This is a genomic window from Streptomyces purpurascens (assembly GCF_045040895.1).
GTDB classification, from domain to species: Bacteria; Actinomycetota; Actinomycetes; order Streptomycetales; family Streptomycetaceae; genus Streptomyces; species Streptomyces purpurascens.
Genome location: NZ_CP108341.1, coordinates 9,081,727 through 9,097,186 on the forward strand (window position 1 = coordinate 9,081,727; position 15,460 = coordinate 9,097,186).

Consider the following 15,460-nt stretch of genomic DNA (forward strand, 5'->3'; position numbering starts at 1 on the left):
CGCGCCCGAAGGGGTCCGGCGACCTCTGAACATGCCGCCCACATGGTTGAGGTCGTTGCCTCCCACGGTGATCGTCACCAGGTCGGCGTGCGCCGGAAGAGCCCCCCGTCCGTGGTGCGCGGGTTCGTGACAGCCGGTAGGTCGACAGGAACATCAGGCTGAGCTGGATCAGGAAGCGCCCGGCCCAGGTCCGGATGGCGTCGGGGGTTGGGCTTGCGTCGGCCCAGCCGGGAGGTGGTCCTGCGGCTCCGCACTCCGATGACCAGGTTGGCCCCGATGCTCACCAGCGTTCCCAGACCGACGACGATGCCGAGACTGCGGGTCTTGCCGTCCGGGTCTACGTCCTCCAGCCGGATCGCGAGCGACACCAGCAGCGGGGTCATGACCGCGAGGTACAGACCCAGGTAGGCGATGACATAAAGCGTGATGAACCGGCGGCCGAGCGGGGCGGGGCCGTCGGTGTCCTGCTCCTTGTCGGTGTGAGCGGGGCGTTCGGCTGAGGGATGTGCCCATGGCGGTCTCCGGCCGGTCGGGCTGAGGGGTGGGCCGGTGCTGACGGGCCCCCGGGGGCCTGGCCCCGGACCGGACGCGGTGCCGGTGCCAACCCAGTACGCCCTACTGGTGGGTTCCGCCGTCGATGCGGATCTCGGTACCGGTGATGAAGGCGCCGTCGTCCGAGACGAGCATCGCCACGACCCCGGCCACGTCCTCGGGCGAGCCGAAGCCCTCACCTACGCAGGCGGTGAGCTTGGAGAGCAGGCTCCAGTCCGTTTCCTCGGGCATCAGCGAGAAGATGTTCTGGGTGATGCCGCTGGAGATGCTCCCCGGATTGACGTTCACCGCACGCAGTCCCCGCTTGCCGTACTCCTGCGCGATGCTGTGGGTGAACGACAGGATGCCGCCCTTGCTCGCGGAGTACGCCGCCATCATCGGGTGCGCGAACTGGGCGGAGGTGGAGCTGAAGTTGACCACGACGCTCTTGCCGGTCTCCAGCAGGGCGGGGAGGGCGGCCCTGGTGACCAGGAAGGTGCCCGTGAGATTCACGGCGAGGACGCGGTTCCACAAGTCCAGGGAGCACTCGTGCGTATGGGCCCCGCGCAGCATGCCGGCCACGTTGACCAGTGCGTCGAGCCCGCCGAGCGTGGCGACGGCCTGTGCCGTGCCCTCGTTGACCGCGTTCTCGTCGGAGACGTCCATCAACGCGGTGACGAGCCGGTCGGCCGTACCGGCCTCGGCGGCGAGGGCCAGTGTCTCCGCCAGGGCGTCGCCGGTGATGTCGGTGGCGACGACGCGGGCACCTTCGGCGAGCAGCCTGAGTGCCGTCGCCCGGCCTATGCCCGAGGCGGCACCGGTGACGAGAATCCGTCGGTCGGCCAGCCGTTCCATGTCAGTTCTCCCTTGGCTCTGTTGTCGGGTGTGCGCGTACGGGGGGAGGAAGGGCCGACGCGGTCGTCGGCGGGGCGCGTGACCGCGTCGGCGATCCAGGGGCGAAAAGGGCGTGGCGCGACCACGCCTGAGGAGGGGAGTGCGCGGCTCAGGAGGGCACACCGAGCAGAGCGTCGGCGCGGAGTGCCGTCGGGGCAGCACGACGTGTGAGCTGACGGCGGCGCTTACGGTGCTGCCGTCGTGACGATCCGTCCGGGAGGATCGGCTGTGCGCGTCAGTCGCCTTCGCCGGTGGGCGACGGGTCGTCGCTGTCGCCCACCGGCGCGGCGGCGCACATCCGGTTGAATGCCTGGACCAACGCGGTCATGTCGACGCTCGGATCCAGCAGCCACTGCAACTGGATGCCGTCGGACACCGCGAGCAGCAGTCGCGCCATGAGGTCGGAGTCGACGTCCTCGCGGATCTGCTTCTGCCGCCGGCCCTGGTCCAGGCCTTCCTGGATCCGGGCGCCCAGGTCCGTGTACCGCCGCTTGAAGAACGCGTGGGCGGGATGGGCCGGATCCGAGGCGGCGGCCGACAGGGTCACGAACAGGTCGACCAGGCCTGGCTGTCGGGCGTTGTGACCGACCGTCCGGGCCACTGCCTCGCCCGGGGACATGACATCGGCGGTCGCTTCGGTGTCCAGGGCGTCCCGCTCGGCCAGCACGGCCAGCAGGAGGTCCTCCCGGGATTCGAAGTAGTGCAGCACACCCGCCTGGGACATGCCCACGCGGTCGGCGATCTCCTTGAGTGACGAGCCGCGCTCGCCGCGCTCGCTGAAGACGTCCAGGGCCGCCCGCAGGATCTGTTCGCGGCGCTCCAGCCCCTTGCGGTAGGGGCCCCTGGGCTTGCGCGGTGTGCTCACGGTCCGACCGTACTTCACTCATGGACGGGCAGGGGCGCTGGGTCGCCGCCGGCGATCACGACGAACGGGGTACGGCGGCGGGCAGCCGGAGATCGGCCGCCGAACGCCCCACCCGGAGCCGGTACGGCCCGGATCGCGGAGCCCAGCCGGCCGGGGTCCAGACAGTGAGGGCCTGTGCGGGCACGGTGATCGTGGCGGTCACGGACTCGCTCGCGTTCGCCTCGACCGCGGCGAAGCCGATGAGCCGCTGCGGCTCGTCGCCGTCGACCGGATCCAGGTACGCCTGGACGACCTCGCGGCCGGGGCGTTCCCCGGTGTTGCGGATGGTGACCCGGACCGTGAGTCCGCGTCCCAGGTCGCCGGTGACGACGAAGTCCTGGTAGTCCCAGATGGTGTACGACAGTCCGTGGCCGAAGGGGAAGAGGGGAGCGGTGCCGGACGCGGTGTAGGCGCGGTGGCCGATGAGGTCGCGCTCCGTGTAGTCCAGCGTTCCGTCGACCGGCTGGGTGGACAGGACCGGGACATCGGCCTCGGCCGCGGGGAAGGTGGTGGGCAGGCGGCCGCCCGGCTCGGTCCCGGTGAGGATGTCGGCGATGGCGTCCCCGCCCTCCTGGCCGGGGAACCACGACCAGAGCAGGGCAGCGGGCCGGTCGGCCCACGGGAGGAGGAAGGGGGAGCCGGCGTTGACGACGACGGCGGTGCGCGGGTTGGCGGCGCAGACCCGTTCGACGAGTTCGTCCTGTCGTCCGCGCAGGGCGAGGGTCGTGCGGTCGACGCTCTCGGCCTCGGTGTGGGCGTCGCTGCCGACCATCAGGACGACGGCGTCGGCGTCCGTCGCGGCGGCGACCGCGGCTTCCAGCTCCTCGTCGTCGGTTCCGCGCGGGGTGTCGTACCCGAGGCCCAGCAGGGCGATGGGGTAGGGCAGGTGACGCTGCGGCCGGAAGCTCACCAGGATCTCCGTCTCGCCGCGGTCGGCGGGGAAGGCGAAGGTGTGAGTCGGCGGGTGGAGCACCAGTGAGCCGATGTCGTCGTTGTCCTGGAGCTGCTCGTGGGTCTGCGGCGCGTGTCCCGGGACGTGGAGTGTGATGTGGCCGGGACCGAGGACCGACAGCCGGTGGATGCCGGGTTCCTGGAGTGTGAGACGGGTCCGGACGGCCAGTTCCGCCACCTCGTCGGCGAGGAGGATCGGGAACCAGGTGGTCGCGGGGTCCTTGTGCTCCTCGGAGAGCACGGTGCCGTCGGCCGTCCGGTACTCCAGCCGCACGCCGGGTTCGCCGGTCACCGGGTCGGTGGCCGTGTTCCCGTCCAGTGGAAGGAGCGTCGCGTGCGGGAAGGCGCCTTGGCGGACGGTGATCTCGACGTCGTCGCCGAGCGCCCGGCGCAGTCCTTCGAACGGGGTGACGACGTGCTCGGGGGTGACGTGGGCGCTGCCGCCGCCCTGGGCGGTGAAGCGGACGGCGTTGGGACCGATCAGGGCCACCTTGCGCAGGGTGTCGGTCCGCAGGGGCAGCAGGCCGTTGTTGCGCAGGAGGACGGAACCGCGGACCGCCAGATCCCGCATGCGGGAGCGTACGTCCTGCGGTACCGGAGCGGCGTCCGCGCCGGCCGTGCTGTCCGTGTCGTCCACGGCGTGCCTGGCTTCCACGCCGTTGAGCGCCCCGACCCGGGCGGCCAGCCGCAGGACGCGGCGGACCTTGTCGTCTATCACGGCTTCTGGGACCCGGCCCTTCTCGACGGCGGCCAGCAGGGCGTCGCCCCACGGTCCGTCGGGGCCCGGCATGACCAGGTCGAGCCCGGCCAGGGCCGAGGCCTCGGTGGACTTGGTGGCCTGCCAGTCGGAGACGACGACGCCGTCGAATCCCCACTCCTCCTTCAGCAGGCCGTTCAGCAGCTCGCCGTTCTCGGTCATCGACGTGCCGTTGACCGAGTTGTAGGCCGCCATCACGACCCAGGCGCCGGCCTCCTTCACGGCGGCCTCGAAGGGCGGCAGATACGTCTCGCGCAGGGTCTTCTCGTCGATCCGGGCGTCGTAGGTCATCCGCTCGGTCTCGGAGTCGTTGCCCACGAAGTGCTTGACGGTGGCGGCCACGCCGGTCGACTGCACGCCCTTGATGAAGCCGACCGTGGTGCGGGCGGTGAGGTGCGGGTCTTCGGAGTAGCACTCGAAGTGCCGTCCGCCCAGGGGGGATCGGTGCAGGTTGACGGTGGGGGCGAGCAGGACGTGGATGCCCATCTCCCGGGCCTTGAGGCCCATGAGGCGGCCGGCTTCGTATGCGGTGTCCTCGTCCCAGGCCGCGGAGAGGGAGCTGGGGCTGGGGAAGAGGAGCGCGGGGGCCGCGTTGTCGCCGAAGGTGGTGCCGCGTGGGCCCACGGGCCCGTCGGACAGGGCGAGGGAAGCGAGGCCGGCGGCGACGACGGGTGTCAGGGTCCAGGCGTCGCCGCCGGTGAGCAGGGTCACCTTCTCTTTGAGAGACATGGCGTCGATGCGCCGGGTGAGGTCCGCTTCGTCCACCGTCTGTCGACGGGTCATGGGCCGTTCCTGCCTTTCGTGCGAGGGGTGGGGTCGGGGATCCGGGGCTGTCGTGGCGGGGCGGTGCTCGGGCGGCAGCCCCGGAGATGAGGGGGTGCGATCAGGAGGCGGCCACGGCTGTCTCCGATTCGATGTCCTGGGCGGGCTTGAGCCGGGGGATCAGGACGGCGGCGAGCAGTCCGAGGAGGGCGAGGCCGGCGCCGAACAGCATCGCGTTCTTGAAGGCGGCGTCGTGGTAGAAGCGGGTGCCCTGGAACACCGTGCTGTCCTTGGCGAGGATGACGTAGACGAGTTGGGTGATGACGGTCGTGAGCACGCCCTGGACCATGCCCTGCAGCCCGTTGGCGGTGGCCTGCTCGTCGGGCGTCACCGCTTCGATGATCAGGACCGGGACCGAGGACACGATCATGCCCAGGGCGATGGCGGAGACGGTGCCCAGCAGCATGAGCTGGGTGTCGGTGTAGTGCCATTGCCGCTGAAGCAGGAAGCCGACGGCGGCGAGTGCCGCTCCGAGGGCCAGCGGCAGCCGGGCGTCGACCTTGCGCAGGGCGACGCCGGTGCCGAAGCCGACGGCCAGGATGAGGATGCTGGCGGGGATGCCGATGATCGCGTAGTGCGTGGCGGTCATGCCGAGGCCGTCGGAGACGCCGGGGATCTTCGGGAAGAGCACCAGCAGCTGGCCGATCACGCCGGTTCCGAAGACGGTCGCGGAGATCAGTGCCGTGGCCAGCATGACGGTCCAGACGGAGCGCCGGGACATCATGGTCAGGTCGAACAGCGGATGGGCGGCCTTGACGTCGCTCACCACGTAGAGCAGCACGGCCGCGACACCGCCGAGCAGGAAGGCCAGGGTGCCGGCGTCGGTCCAGCCCCACTCGCCGCCCTTGCCGATGCCGTAGGTGATTGCCGCCGCGCCGCCGCCGAGGAGGACGCCGCCGAGCCAGTTCACCTTCGTGCGCTCCGCACGGTGCGGGGTCTCCGGCACCACGGTGAGCAGGAGCAGCAGACCGATCGCCGTGGCGGCGGCCAGCGACCACATCACGCCCCGGAAGCCGAAGCTGTCGATCACCCAGCCGGTGAGGAAGGGACCGCCGAGGGCCACGAAGGCGATGCCGCTGCCGATCAGGCCGCTGGCCGCGCCGATGTGCTTGGGCGGGAAGAGTTCGCGGACGGATGCGTACGCGAGGGCCGCGATGGGGCCGTAGAAGCCCGCGATGCCCCGGCCGACCAGCAGCATGCCGTAGTTGGTGGCCAGCGCGGCGGTGATGTCACCGACGAGACCGAGCACGGTGATGGCGATCATGACGTTGCGCTTGCCGTAGAAGTCGGCGAGCTTCACGACGAACGGCGTGATCACGGTGGCGACCAGCGCGTTGACGAGGATGAACCAGCCGATCTCCGTGGTGCGGAAGTGCAGCGCGACGGAGGCCTGCGCGTTGCCGCCGAGCAGGCCGGCCAGCGACAGCAGCTGGGTGGGCCACATCAGGGCGAGGGCGATGAGGGCGAAACGCGCTCCCATACCGGCTCTGGGCTCTTTCGCCGCCGGGGTGGGTGCGGTCGCGGGCGGCGGTGAGGGCGTGGTGGAAGAAGACACGGCGGTGTGGCCTCTCTTCGGAGAGAAGGAGCGAGCGGCGGTTCTGCGGAGGATGGCCTCGTCGGGGCGGTGGGGGAGGTTCGCGCGGGACGAACGACGCATCCGAGGGGGAGACGGGCAACAGCACATCTGCGCCCGGGGAGTTGGAACCTTTCAATTCCGTGGCGGCCATGGTGGGAGCCTCACTCCGGTGTGTCAACCCGTCTTGTTCCGGCTGTTGGGCCGGGCTGCGCGAGCGGGACGAACAGTGGGGAGCATGCCTCCCGCAGACCCCTGAATCGGTTGGATCCAGAGCGAACGGGAAGTTCACGTGACGGAAACCTAGCTACGTTCGGGATTCGTGGCTAGGGTTTCAGCCATAACTTCTTTTGAGTCGCCGCTTGGATCTCCGCTCATCCCCTCCGTGTGCAAGCCTTTCCGCCCTCGGAATTTGAATCGATTCAACCCGGTGGGACTCATGATGGATACAGGCACGTCGCTGTGCCAGGCGCGAGAGTGAGGACCTCAGGTGAGTCAGGAAACCCTTGACCGGACGGGTGTCGTGACCGATGTCCGGTTCGAGCACGTGCGTGACGCGCTCGGCCTCGGAACCGGTCGCCCGCGGCTGTCGTGGACCACGCTCACGCAAGCCCGGGACTGGACCCAGACGGCCTACGAGATCGAGCTGGCCGTCCCCGACAGCGGTGATCCGGCGGTCACGGTGCGGGTCGAGTCGGCCGACTCCGTCCTCGTCGTGTGGCCGTTCGAGCCGCTCCCGGCCCGCGCCAGGGCCGCCGTCCGCGTCCGTGTCACCGGCTCCGACGGTCAGGTCTCGCCGTGGAGCGAACCGGCGACGGCCGAGGCCGGACTGCTCGCCCCGGACGACTGGTCGGCCGTCTTCGTCTCCCCGGACTGGGACGAGGACCCGCAGAGCGACCAGCCCTGCCCGTTCCTGCGCCACGAGTTCGACCTGCGCGGCCCGGTGCGCTCGGCCCGCCTGTACGCCACCGCGCTCGGCGTGTACGAGGCGGAGATCAACGGCACCCGCGTCGGCGACGAGGTGCTCGCCCCGGGCTGGACGGCCTACGACAAGCGCCTGCGGTACCAGACCTACGACATCACCGCCCTGCTGCGCCCGGGCCGCAACGCCGTCGGCGCGATCCTCGCCGACGGCTGGTTCCGCGGCCGCATCGGCTTCGACGGCAAGACCCGCGCGATCTACGGCGACCGGCTGGCCTTCCTCGCTCAGCTGGAAGTGACGTACGAGGACGGCACCACCGACCGCGTCACCACCGACGACTCCTGGCGGGCGGCCACCGGCCCGATCGTCTCGTCCGGCCTCTACGACGGCGAGGCGTACGAGGCCCCCCTGGAGCGTTCCGGCTGGTCCGAGCCCGGACACGACAGCTCCGGCTGGCGCGGGGTGCGCGCCCTGGAACGGGACCTGAGCGTCCTGGTGGCCCCCGAGGGCCCGCCGGCGCGCGGCGTCGAGGAACTCGTCCCGGTGGCGGTGACCACCTCTCCGTCGGGCAGGACGGTCATCGACTTCGGCCAGAACCTTGTCGGCCGGTTGCGCCTGACCGTGTCCGGTGAGGCCGGCCGGCGTATCACCCTGCGGCACGCCGAGGTCCTGGAGGACGGCGAGCTGTGCACCAGGCCGCTGCGCACCGCCGCCGCGACCGACACCTACACCCTGCGCGGCGAAGGGGTCGAGGTCTTCGAACCTCGCTTCACCTTCCACGGCTTCCGCTACGCCGAGATCACGGGCGCCCCCGACGGCTTCGATCCGGCGACCGCCCTGCGGGCCGTCGTCCTCCACTCCGACCTGACGCGCACCGGCCACTTCGCCTGCTCCGACGACCTGGTCAACCGCCTGCACGAGAACGTCGTGTGGGGCATGCGCGGCAACTTCCTCGACGTCCCCACCGACTGCCCGCAGCGTGACGAGCGCCTCGGCTGGACCGGCGACATCCAGGTCTTCTCACCCACCGCGTCCTTCCTCTACGACAGTGCCGGCTTCCTGGGCTCCTGGCTGGCGGACCTCGCCGCCGAGCAGGGCGAGAACGGTGTCGTCCCCTTCGTCGTGCCGAAGGTCGTCCCGGGCGCCGACACACCCACCGCGGCCTGGGGCGACGCCGCCACCGTCGTGCCGTGGGTGCTGTTCGAGCGCTACGGCGACACCGGGATCCTTGCCGCGCAGTACGACTCGATGCGCCGGTGGGTGGACCATGTGGCCTCGGTCGCGGGGCAGGACCGCCTCTGGGACCGCGGCTTCCAGTTCGGTGACTGGCTCGACCCGACGGCACCCGCCGGCCGCCCGGACGCCGCCGCGACCGCCGGCGAACTGGTCGCCACCGCCTACTTCTTCCGCTCCGCCGACATCGTCGCCCGATCCGCCGGGATTCTCGGCCGGGCCGACGACGCCGAGCACTACCGCGCCCTCGCCGACGAGATCCGCGCCGCCTTCCAGGCCGAGTACGTCACCGGCGCCGGCCGGATGATGTCCGACGCGCCGACCGGATACGCCCTCGCCCTCTGTTTCGACCTGCTGGACTCCGACGCCCAGCGCGCCCACGCCGGCGACCGGCTCGCCCGGCTCGTCCGCGCGGGCGGCCACAAGATCGCCACCGGCTTCGTCGGCACCCCGCTGATCTGCGACGCCCTGACGCGCGCCGGTCACGCCGACACGGCGTACCGTCTGCTTCTCCAGAAGGAGTGCCCGTCCTGGCTCTACCCGGTCACCATGGGCGCGACCACGATCTGGGAGCGATGGGACAGTCTGCTGCCCGACGGGACGGTCAACCCGAGCGGGATGACGTCCTTCAACCACTACGCGCTGGGTGCCGTCGCCGACTGGCTGCACCGCACGGTCGCCGGTCTCGCTCCCGCCGGGCCCGGCTACCGCCGACTGCGTATCGAGCCGCGTCCGGGCGGCGGACTCACCCACGCCGAAGCCCGTCTGGAGACGCCGTACGGTCCCGCGGAGGTGTCCTGGACGCTGTCCGGTGGCCAACTCGTCGTCGAGTCCCTCGTCCCGCCCAACACGACGGCCGATGTGGTCCTGCCGTCCAGCGACGGGACCGTGGAGGTCGGATCAGGACGGCACACCTGGACGGTGCCCTACACGGACAGCCCGACCGCACAGGCTCCGTTGTCCGTGGACATGACCATGGACGAGTTGATGGGGCACGAGGACGCCGCCCTCGCCTTCAAGGACATGCTCATCACATATATCCCGGAGACCGCTGACTTCATCGAGAGCGGCTCCGGCAGCGCTCCGGTCGGCACCACCGTCCGGTCGATCGCCGCGATGCTGCCCAACGGCGAGAACTTCCTCGCCGACCTGGAGGAGCGGTTCACCGCCCTGACATCCGATGCCGAGAACCGCTGAGGTCTCGCGCCGCCCCGGCTCCGACCCACATCCTCCCTTTTCCCCTACCCAAGGAGGCCACCGTGCCCACACCTGGAGGCACCCGGCGCTCGCGGCGACTGCGTTTCGCGCTCACCGGGCATGTCATGCGCAGACTCCCCGCCGGAGTGCTGCGCTCCATGGCCCGTCGAGGCGCGGAGAAGGGCGGTTCGCCCCCGCCGTTCGCGGACTTCGTCACTTTTCTGGAGGCGCTCGGACCCGCCGCCGACCGGATGCTCGCCAACCCCGAGGAGGTCGACCTTGTGGGCCAGTTCCCGGAACTGGCCCAGGTAGCGGTCCGCCCCCTGCGGCTCGGCCCGGCGGAGGTCCCCGCGCGTGTGTACCGGCACCCGGCCCCTTCCGCCGGATCGGCCCTGGTCTGGGTGCACGGCGGTGCGTACGTCAGCGGAAGCCTCGACATGCACGAGTCGCACTGGGTCGCATTGTCACTCGCGGCCCGCGGCATCCCGGTGCTGGCACTCGACTACCGCAAGGCCCTGCACGGGGTGCGCTATCCCGTGCCCCGTGACGACGTGATGGCCGGCTGGCGCTGGGCCGTCGAGCACAGCGCCGAGGCCTTCGGCGTCGCACCGGACGCGTTGCATCTGGGCGGCGGCAGCGCGGGCGGCAATCTGGCCGCCTCCGTCACACGACGCTTGATCGAAGAAGGCGCCCCAGCACCCCGTTCTCTGGTGCTGGCCTACGCGACCGTGCACGCCCGCGTAGCGGAGTGGGACCCTGCCGCTCTGGCGGCCGTGCAGGCGGCCACGCACGGAGCGTGCTTCGCACTGGATTGGATCGAGGACAAGAACACCCACTACGCGGGCCTGACGAACACGCGTGATCCGGCCGTCTTCCCCGGCGAGGGAGATCCCCTGGACGGGCACCCGCCCACCCTCTTCCTCAACTGCGAGAACGACACGGTGCGTCCGTCGGCCGAGCGCTTCGCACGGCAACTCGACGAGGCGGGTGTCCCGCACGAGACGCACCTGCTCAAGGGTGAGGCCCACGGTTCACTTGACCGGCCGACCACCTCCGGCGGACAGGAGGCACTCGACCATATGACCGAGTGGCTGGTCCGCCCTCGTCCCTGGTGACCCCGGACGAAGCGCGCGACGACATGGTGGCCGTCGGTCCGCCGCGGAATCGGCCCTGGGCCGGAGGCGCGAAGCGCCGACGATCCCCCGCGGTCTGCTCCGATCAAGACAGACCGTCGAGGAAGCGACACGACTCTACGCCCCGGGGCCCACAGAGTCGTCATCTTTCGGGTACACCTCAGGTCAGCGGCCCGCACCATGTGTTCGCGGTCCGTCCTGGAGCATCGGGCGTGGGGCTGGGAATTGAGGTTCTGGCGCACGTCCAGGTAGCAGCGCAGCCGTACGCCGGGCTCGCCAGGGGCCCGGGACGTACGGTCCGCCGGAGCCGTCGCCCACCGCCCGGCGAACGCCTCCTGGACGGCGAACGCGGTCTGGTCGTCGGCGGCTGCGACCTCGACCACGGCCAGGCCCGGCTGTGCGACATGCGCTTCGTTGATCCGCCAATCGGCAACGAGACCGCCGCAGCCGGCGGAACCGCCCGCACGGGCGAGTCCTGGACCGACTACAGCCAACTGTCCGGCATCACCGCAGGCGGCAAGACCTACGACCTGGTCCACGCGGGCACGGACAACTCCGAGCGCACCAAGCTGGGTTCGACCTGGTTCCACCACACCGCAATCGGTCTGACCTCCACCACCACCAACGGCATCGACACCGGACTCATCCGCGAACCCGCGGGCACCTTGACTCCATGACGACTGGGGGGAAGTCCTACTACTACCTCACCGACGCCACGGGCAACGTCCTCGGCCTCGTCGACGCCACCGGCAAGCGCAGCCACACCTACGCCTACGGCCCCACCGGCTTGCCCCGCGGAACCACCACCGAGGCCACCCCCCTAGCCCTACCGCTACACCGGCGCCCACCTGGATCCGACCGGGCTGTACAAAATGGGGCACCGCTACTACGACCCCACCCTCGGTCGCTTCACCCAGCCCGACCCCTCCGGCCAGGAGGACAATCCCTACCTGTACGCCGCCGGAGATTGCATCAACCGCACCGACCCGACCGGCACGATCTCGTTGGGGTGTATCGGCTCAGGCCTGCAACTCCTCGGCGGTGCAGTCGCCCTTGGCGCGGGAATCGCGTCTGCCATCGGTCAGGAGGCTTGTCCACGTCTGCATCCGTGGCAGCGACCGGAGGCGGGATAGGCCTCATCGGTAACGGACTCAGCACCGTGGACTCATGCCAATGACCAAGAAATCACTTCTTGCCACTCTCATCTGGACCGGCATCGTGCTGGGAGTGATCGGAATCGTCCTGACCATCATCGATTGACTTCCGGCGACACAGAAACCCAGCCCGTCCTTCTGCTCCATGCAGGGGGACGGGCACATCTCTCGAGGGTGCGGTGAAGTCCAGGCGGAGCCCGCGCCCGCCGCGGGCCTACAGGTCGGCGGCTTGATGCAGGTCCAGGAGTGGGCTGCGACGGGCCAGCACCGCGTCGGCAGGATGTCGGCCGTCCGGCGGGGCTGTTGGTGATGGGTAGGCGATGTGTCGGGGGCCGCTGGAACCGTGGGCGTCGAGCTGCCCTGCAAGGCAGCCGCAGCCGCCTTCAACGGCAAGGGAGCCCCGCCGCCATGTCCTCCATCCTGCCCTGGGATGTTCAACGGCTGCCGCGTGCCGATGGCAGCGTCTTCCTGGACACCGGCGGCAACGTCGGCATCGGGTACTTCGTCGCGGAGCAGTTGTCCGCAACCGGAGCCACTGTCGTACTACTGGGCAGCCGGAATCCCGCGAAGGCCGAAGTCGCCACGGCCTCGACCCGCTCGCGTGTCCCTGGCGCGCGGGTGCGGGCCGTACGGCTGGACCTCGCCGACCTCTCGTCGCTCAGAACAGTGGTGGAATCACTGGACGTGGAATGCCTCGACGCGGTGGTCCACAACGCCGGCGTCGCGCTCGACGACCCGCCGCGCCGGGAGACCGGGGACGGTCACGAGCTCATGTTCGGCACGAACCACCTCGGGCACTTCGCGCTGACCCACTGGCTGATGCCGCTGTTGTCGGCCGCACCGGCGGCCCGCATCGTGACCATGGGCAGCTTCGCGGCGAAGTCCGAGCGGCTCGACCTCGACGACCTGCAGTCCCGGAAGGACTACCGGCCCAAGCGCACCTACGGACGCTCCAAGCTGGCGCAGATGTACTTCGCCCTCGAACTCGACCGCCACCTGCGCGCCGTCGACAGCACGGTGGCAAGCGTGGTGGTCCATCCAGGCGGCGCGCTGGACTCCCTGACCGTCACGCCCGCCAGTCCATGTGCGGACCGCTGGTGCGCGGCTCTGCGGGGCACCAGCCGCCCTCATCGTCCAGGGCAAGCACGCCGGCGCATGGCCCGCGGTCCGAGCGGTGCTCGACCCGACCGTGCGCGGAGGGCAGATGTGGGGACCGCGCGTCTTCAGCCTGCGTGGCAAGCCCCAACGTGAACCGGCGTGGAACCACCTCACCGATACCTCCGTAGCGGCGCGGCTGTGCGTCGCGTGGGCCGGGCCAGCGGCGCGCCTGCCCGATCGGGCTGTCTGCTCAGAGGCCGAGCAGCACAGGTCCGGCTGGAACACCACAGGTGATCAATGCCGTCAAAGGGGCCGCAAGGTCGCGGGGGGAAAACAGGTCTGGACCGCCATAACTGGCGACTTCCTGCGGGTGCCACCACTTCAGCCCGCTGATGTTCTCTGCGGCGAGTTCGTCGTCGGACAGCGTTCCGCGCGGGTTGAACCTCGCAGTGCGCACGAGGAAGTAGTCATTGATGACGCCGTCGTAGCCCGCTGCGTGCCCAGGCGCCACCACTTCCTGGTGCCACACGTGGGGAGGATCGGTCCTGACAGCGAGGCCCACCTCTTCCCGCAGTTCGCGACGCAATGCGGCAAGTGGCGACTCGTCCTGTTCGATTCCTCCGCCCGGAGCTGCCCACACCACCGTTCCCGCCGGCTTGGGAATTGCGAACCGACAGAGAAGGATGCGGTCGTCCTCGTCGAGGATGATCGCGCGTACTGAGTGACGCAGGCTCACGGATGGCATTAGGAAACGCTAACTGTTGTGGGACATGAGGTTGTTGACGCCTGAGCAGGTCTTCAACTCGTCGCAGCGCGTGTTGGAAGATTGCGGTGCTCTTGGACGTTGGCTGCATGTATGAAGATCAGCGAGGCTTCCAGAGTCAGCGGCGTGAGTGCGCGATCGTTGCGGCACTACGAGGACGAGGGCTTGATCGTCCCTGGCCGTTTCAGCAACGGGTTCCGTGACTACTGCCAGTCCACCATCGACCGGGTGCTCGTCATCCGCTCGCTGCTGGAGTCCGGGCTGCCCGTGCGGCTGATCAAGGAAGTCCTGCCCAGCCTCACCGACGGATTCGGTGCCAGCACCGATGTGGTGTGCGAGGAGTTCCTCCACGAGGTGCAGAGCCATCGCGATCGGCTCGCTGCCCGCATCGCCGTTCTCAGCGATCAGCAGGCCGCACTCGACGCCTACCTGCGAGAGGCCCGCCGTACTGATCTCTGACAGCCGCTTGACCTTGACGTAAGTGTCAGGCTCCTACGTTCGGTGCATGGAGGTCAACAAGCAGCAGAACACCGTCGTGCAGACCGTACGGGCACTGGTCCAGCACTCGCACCGGGGACCGAAGGACCTGGCTCTCACGACCGATCACCGCCGCCCCACCCCGGGGCCCGGCGAGTACCTGATCCGCGTCGGGGCCGCCGGGGTCAACTTCGCCGATGTCATGCAGACTCACGGCACCTACGGAGGAGGCCCACAGGCTCCCTACGTGGCGGGCTTCGAGGCCGCCGGCGAGATCGTGGCGGTCGGCCCGGACGTCGAGACTCCGCTACAGCTCGGCACCCATGTAGTGGGAGCCGGACCGGGCGCCTTCGCGCAGTACATGACGATGCCGGCCGCGGGTGTGCTTCCCGTGCCGTCCGGCTGGAGTGATGCCGAAGCCCTCGGCCTGGTGCTGAACTGGGCCACCGCCTTGGCGGCACTGAAGCCGCTGGGCGAGATCAAGACGGGTGAGGTAGCCCTCATACATGCCGCGGCCGGCGGCGTCGGGCAGGCCGCCGTCCGCCTCGCCCGCCACTACGGTGCACGCGTGATCGCCACGGCCTCACCGGAGAAGCATCACACTGTCAAAGAGCTCGGCGCCGACGAGGTCCTGGACAGTCGACGCCCCGATCTGGCCGAGGAGATCACCCGCCTGACCGGCGGTGTCGATCTGGTCCTGGAATCAGTGGGACAGGCCACGTTCAAGACCAGCCTGTCCGTCGCCAAACCCTTCACCGGACGCATCGTCGTGTTCGGCGCCGCCTCCGGCGACGCCACCCTCACCACCCACGACCTGGTCTTCACCCACCCGGTCCAAGTCAAGGGTCTGCACATCGGCGCACTGGCGGTCGCGGCCCCGTCCCTCTACCAGTCGTTGCTCGTCGAGATCGAGGCCCTTATCGCCGACGGCGTGTACTCACCCGGTACTCCCCACGTGCATCCCCTGGCCAAGGGGCCGGCAGTGCTGCAGCAACTCGAAGCGGGCCAGACCTGGGGCAAGTTCGCCCTCGATCCCTGGCGCTAGGAACGC

11 protein-coding genes and 2 pseudogenes are annotated in these 15,460 nt (G+C 69.9%); 6 read left to right on the forward strand and 7 right to left on the reverse strand.

Annotated elements, in window-relative coordinates; genetic code table 11:
* Positions 1 to 74: 74 nt before the first annotated feature.
* The 5 genes from OHU35_RS41050 to OHU35_RS41070 all read right to left on the reverse strand — a co-directional run bounded on the left by OHU35_RS41050 (position 75) and on the right by OHU35_RS41070 (position 6,339).
* Entirely contained in the window at positions 75 to 383 is a 309-nt protein-coding gene (locus OHU35_RS41050) for a hypothetical protein (protein ID WP_189730089.1), read from the reverse strand.
* A 232-nt stretch (positions 384 to 615) separates the two neighbouring features.
* Positions 616 to 1,386, reverse strand: a complete 771-nt coding sequence (locus tag OHU35_RS41055) for an SDR family NAD(P)-dependent oxidoreductase (protein ID WP_405509068.1) — start codon at positions 1,384 to 1,386, stop codon at positions 616 to 618.
* A 274-nt stretch (positions 1,387 to 1,660) separates the two neighbouring features.
* Positions 1,661 to 2,290, reverse strand: coding sequence for a TetR/AcrR family transcriptional regulator (locus OHU35_RS41060; RefSeq protein ID WP_189730085.1), 630 nt, complete (start codon positions 2,288 to 2,290; stop codon positions 1,661 to 1,663).
* A 55-nt stretch (positions 2,291 to 2,345) separates the two neighbouring features.
* Complete coding sequence (locus OHU35_RS41065; protein ID WP_405509070.1) at positions 2,346 to 4,820, reverse strand: beta-glucosidase; 2,475 nt, start codon at positions 4,818 to 4,820, stop codon at positions 2,346 to 2,348.
* A gap of 100 nt (positions 4,821 to 4,920) precedes the next feature.
* On the reverse strand, positions 4,921 to 6,339 hold the full coding sequence (locus OHU35_RS41070; protein WP_359895818.1) for an MFS transporter: 1,419 nt from the start codon (positions 6,337 to 6,339) through the stop codon (positions 4,921 to 4,923).
* A gap of 616 nt (positions 6,340 to 6,955) precedes the next feature.
* Between OHU35_RS41070 and OHU35_RS41075 the strand changes: the two genes are divergently transcribed.
* Together OHU35_RS41075 and OHU35_RS41080 are read left to right on the forward strand one after the other, a co-directional pair.
* Positions 6,956 to 9,784, forward strand: a complete 2,829-nt coding sequence (locus OHU35_RS41075) for a glycoside hydrolase family 78 protein (protein WP_405509072.1) — start codon at positions 6,956 to 6,958, stop codon at positions 9,782 to 9,784.
* A 62-nt stretch (positions 9,785 to 9,846) separates the two neighbouring features.
* On the forward strand, positions 9,847 to 10,899 hold the full coding sequence (locus tag OHU35_RS41080; RefSeq protein ID WP_405509073.1) for an alpha/beta hydrolase: 1,053 nt from the start codon (positions 9,847 to 9,849) through the stop codon (positions 10,897 to 10,899).
* A 308-nt stretch (positions 10,900 to 11,207) separates the two neighbouring features.
* Here the strand turns inward: OHU35_RS41080 and OHU35_RS41085 are convergent.
* Positions 11,208 to 11,510: pseudogene (locus OHU35_RS41085) on the reverse strand (DUF6207 family protein); the annotation flags it as partial.
* A gap of 279 nt (positions 11,511 to 11,789) precedes the next feature.
* Here OHU35_RS41085 and OHU35_RS41090 point away from each other — a divergent pair.
* Both OHU35_RS41090 and OHU35_RS41095 read left to right on the forward strand, forming a co-directional pair.
* Positions 11,790 to 12,050 carry an RHS repeat-associated core domain-containing protein gene (locus OHU35_RS41090; RefSeq protein WP_405509075.1) on the forward strand — a complete coding sequence of 87 codons (261 nt, stop codon included), beginning with the start codon at positions 11,790 to 11,792 and terminating at the stop codon, positions 12,048 to 12,050.
* A gap of 429 nt (positions 12,051 to 12,479) precedes the next feature.
* Positions 12,480 to 13,383 (forward strand): annotated as a pseudogene (locus OHU35_RS41095) (SDR family NAD(P)-dependent oxidoreductase); the annotation flags it as partial.
* A gap of 36 nt (positions 13,384 to 13,419) precedes the next feature.
* Here the strand turns inward: OHU35_RS41095 and OHU35_RS41100 are convergent.
* Positions 13,420 to 13,914: an NUDIX hydrolase gene (locus OHU35_RS41100; RefSeq protein ID WP_405509425.1), complete on the reverse strand. Its 495-nt coding sequence runs from the start codon at positions 13,912 to 13,914 to the stop codon at positions 13,420 to 13,422.
* A 111-nt stretch (positions 13,915 to 14,025) separates the two neighbouring features.
* On the opposite strand from OHU35_RS41100, the gene OHU35_RS41105 reads away from it, so the two are divergent.
* Positions 14,026 to 14,391 carry a MerR family transcriptional regulator gene (locus OHU35_RS41105; protein WP_189730077.1) on the forward strand — a complete coding sequence of 122 codons (366 nt, stop codon included), beginning with the start codon at positions 14,026 to 14,028 and terminating at the stop codon, positions 14,389 to 14,391.
* A gap of 46 nt (positions 14,392 to 14,437) precedes the next feature.
* Positions 14,438 to 15,454 carry an NADPH:quinone oxidoreductase family protein gene (locus OHU35_RS41110; RefSeq protein WP_189730075.1) on the forward strand — a complete coding sequence of 339 codons (1,017 nt, stop codon included), beginning with the start codon at positions 14,438 to 14,440 and terminating at the stop codon, positions 15,452 to 15,454.
* The last annotated feature ends 6 nt before the right edge of the window (positions 15,455 to 15,460 follow it).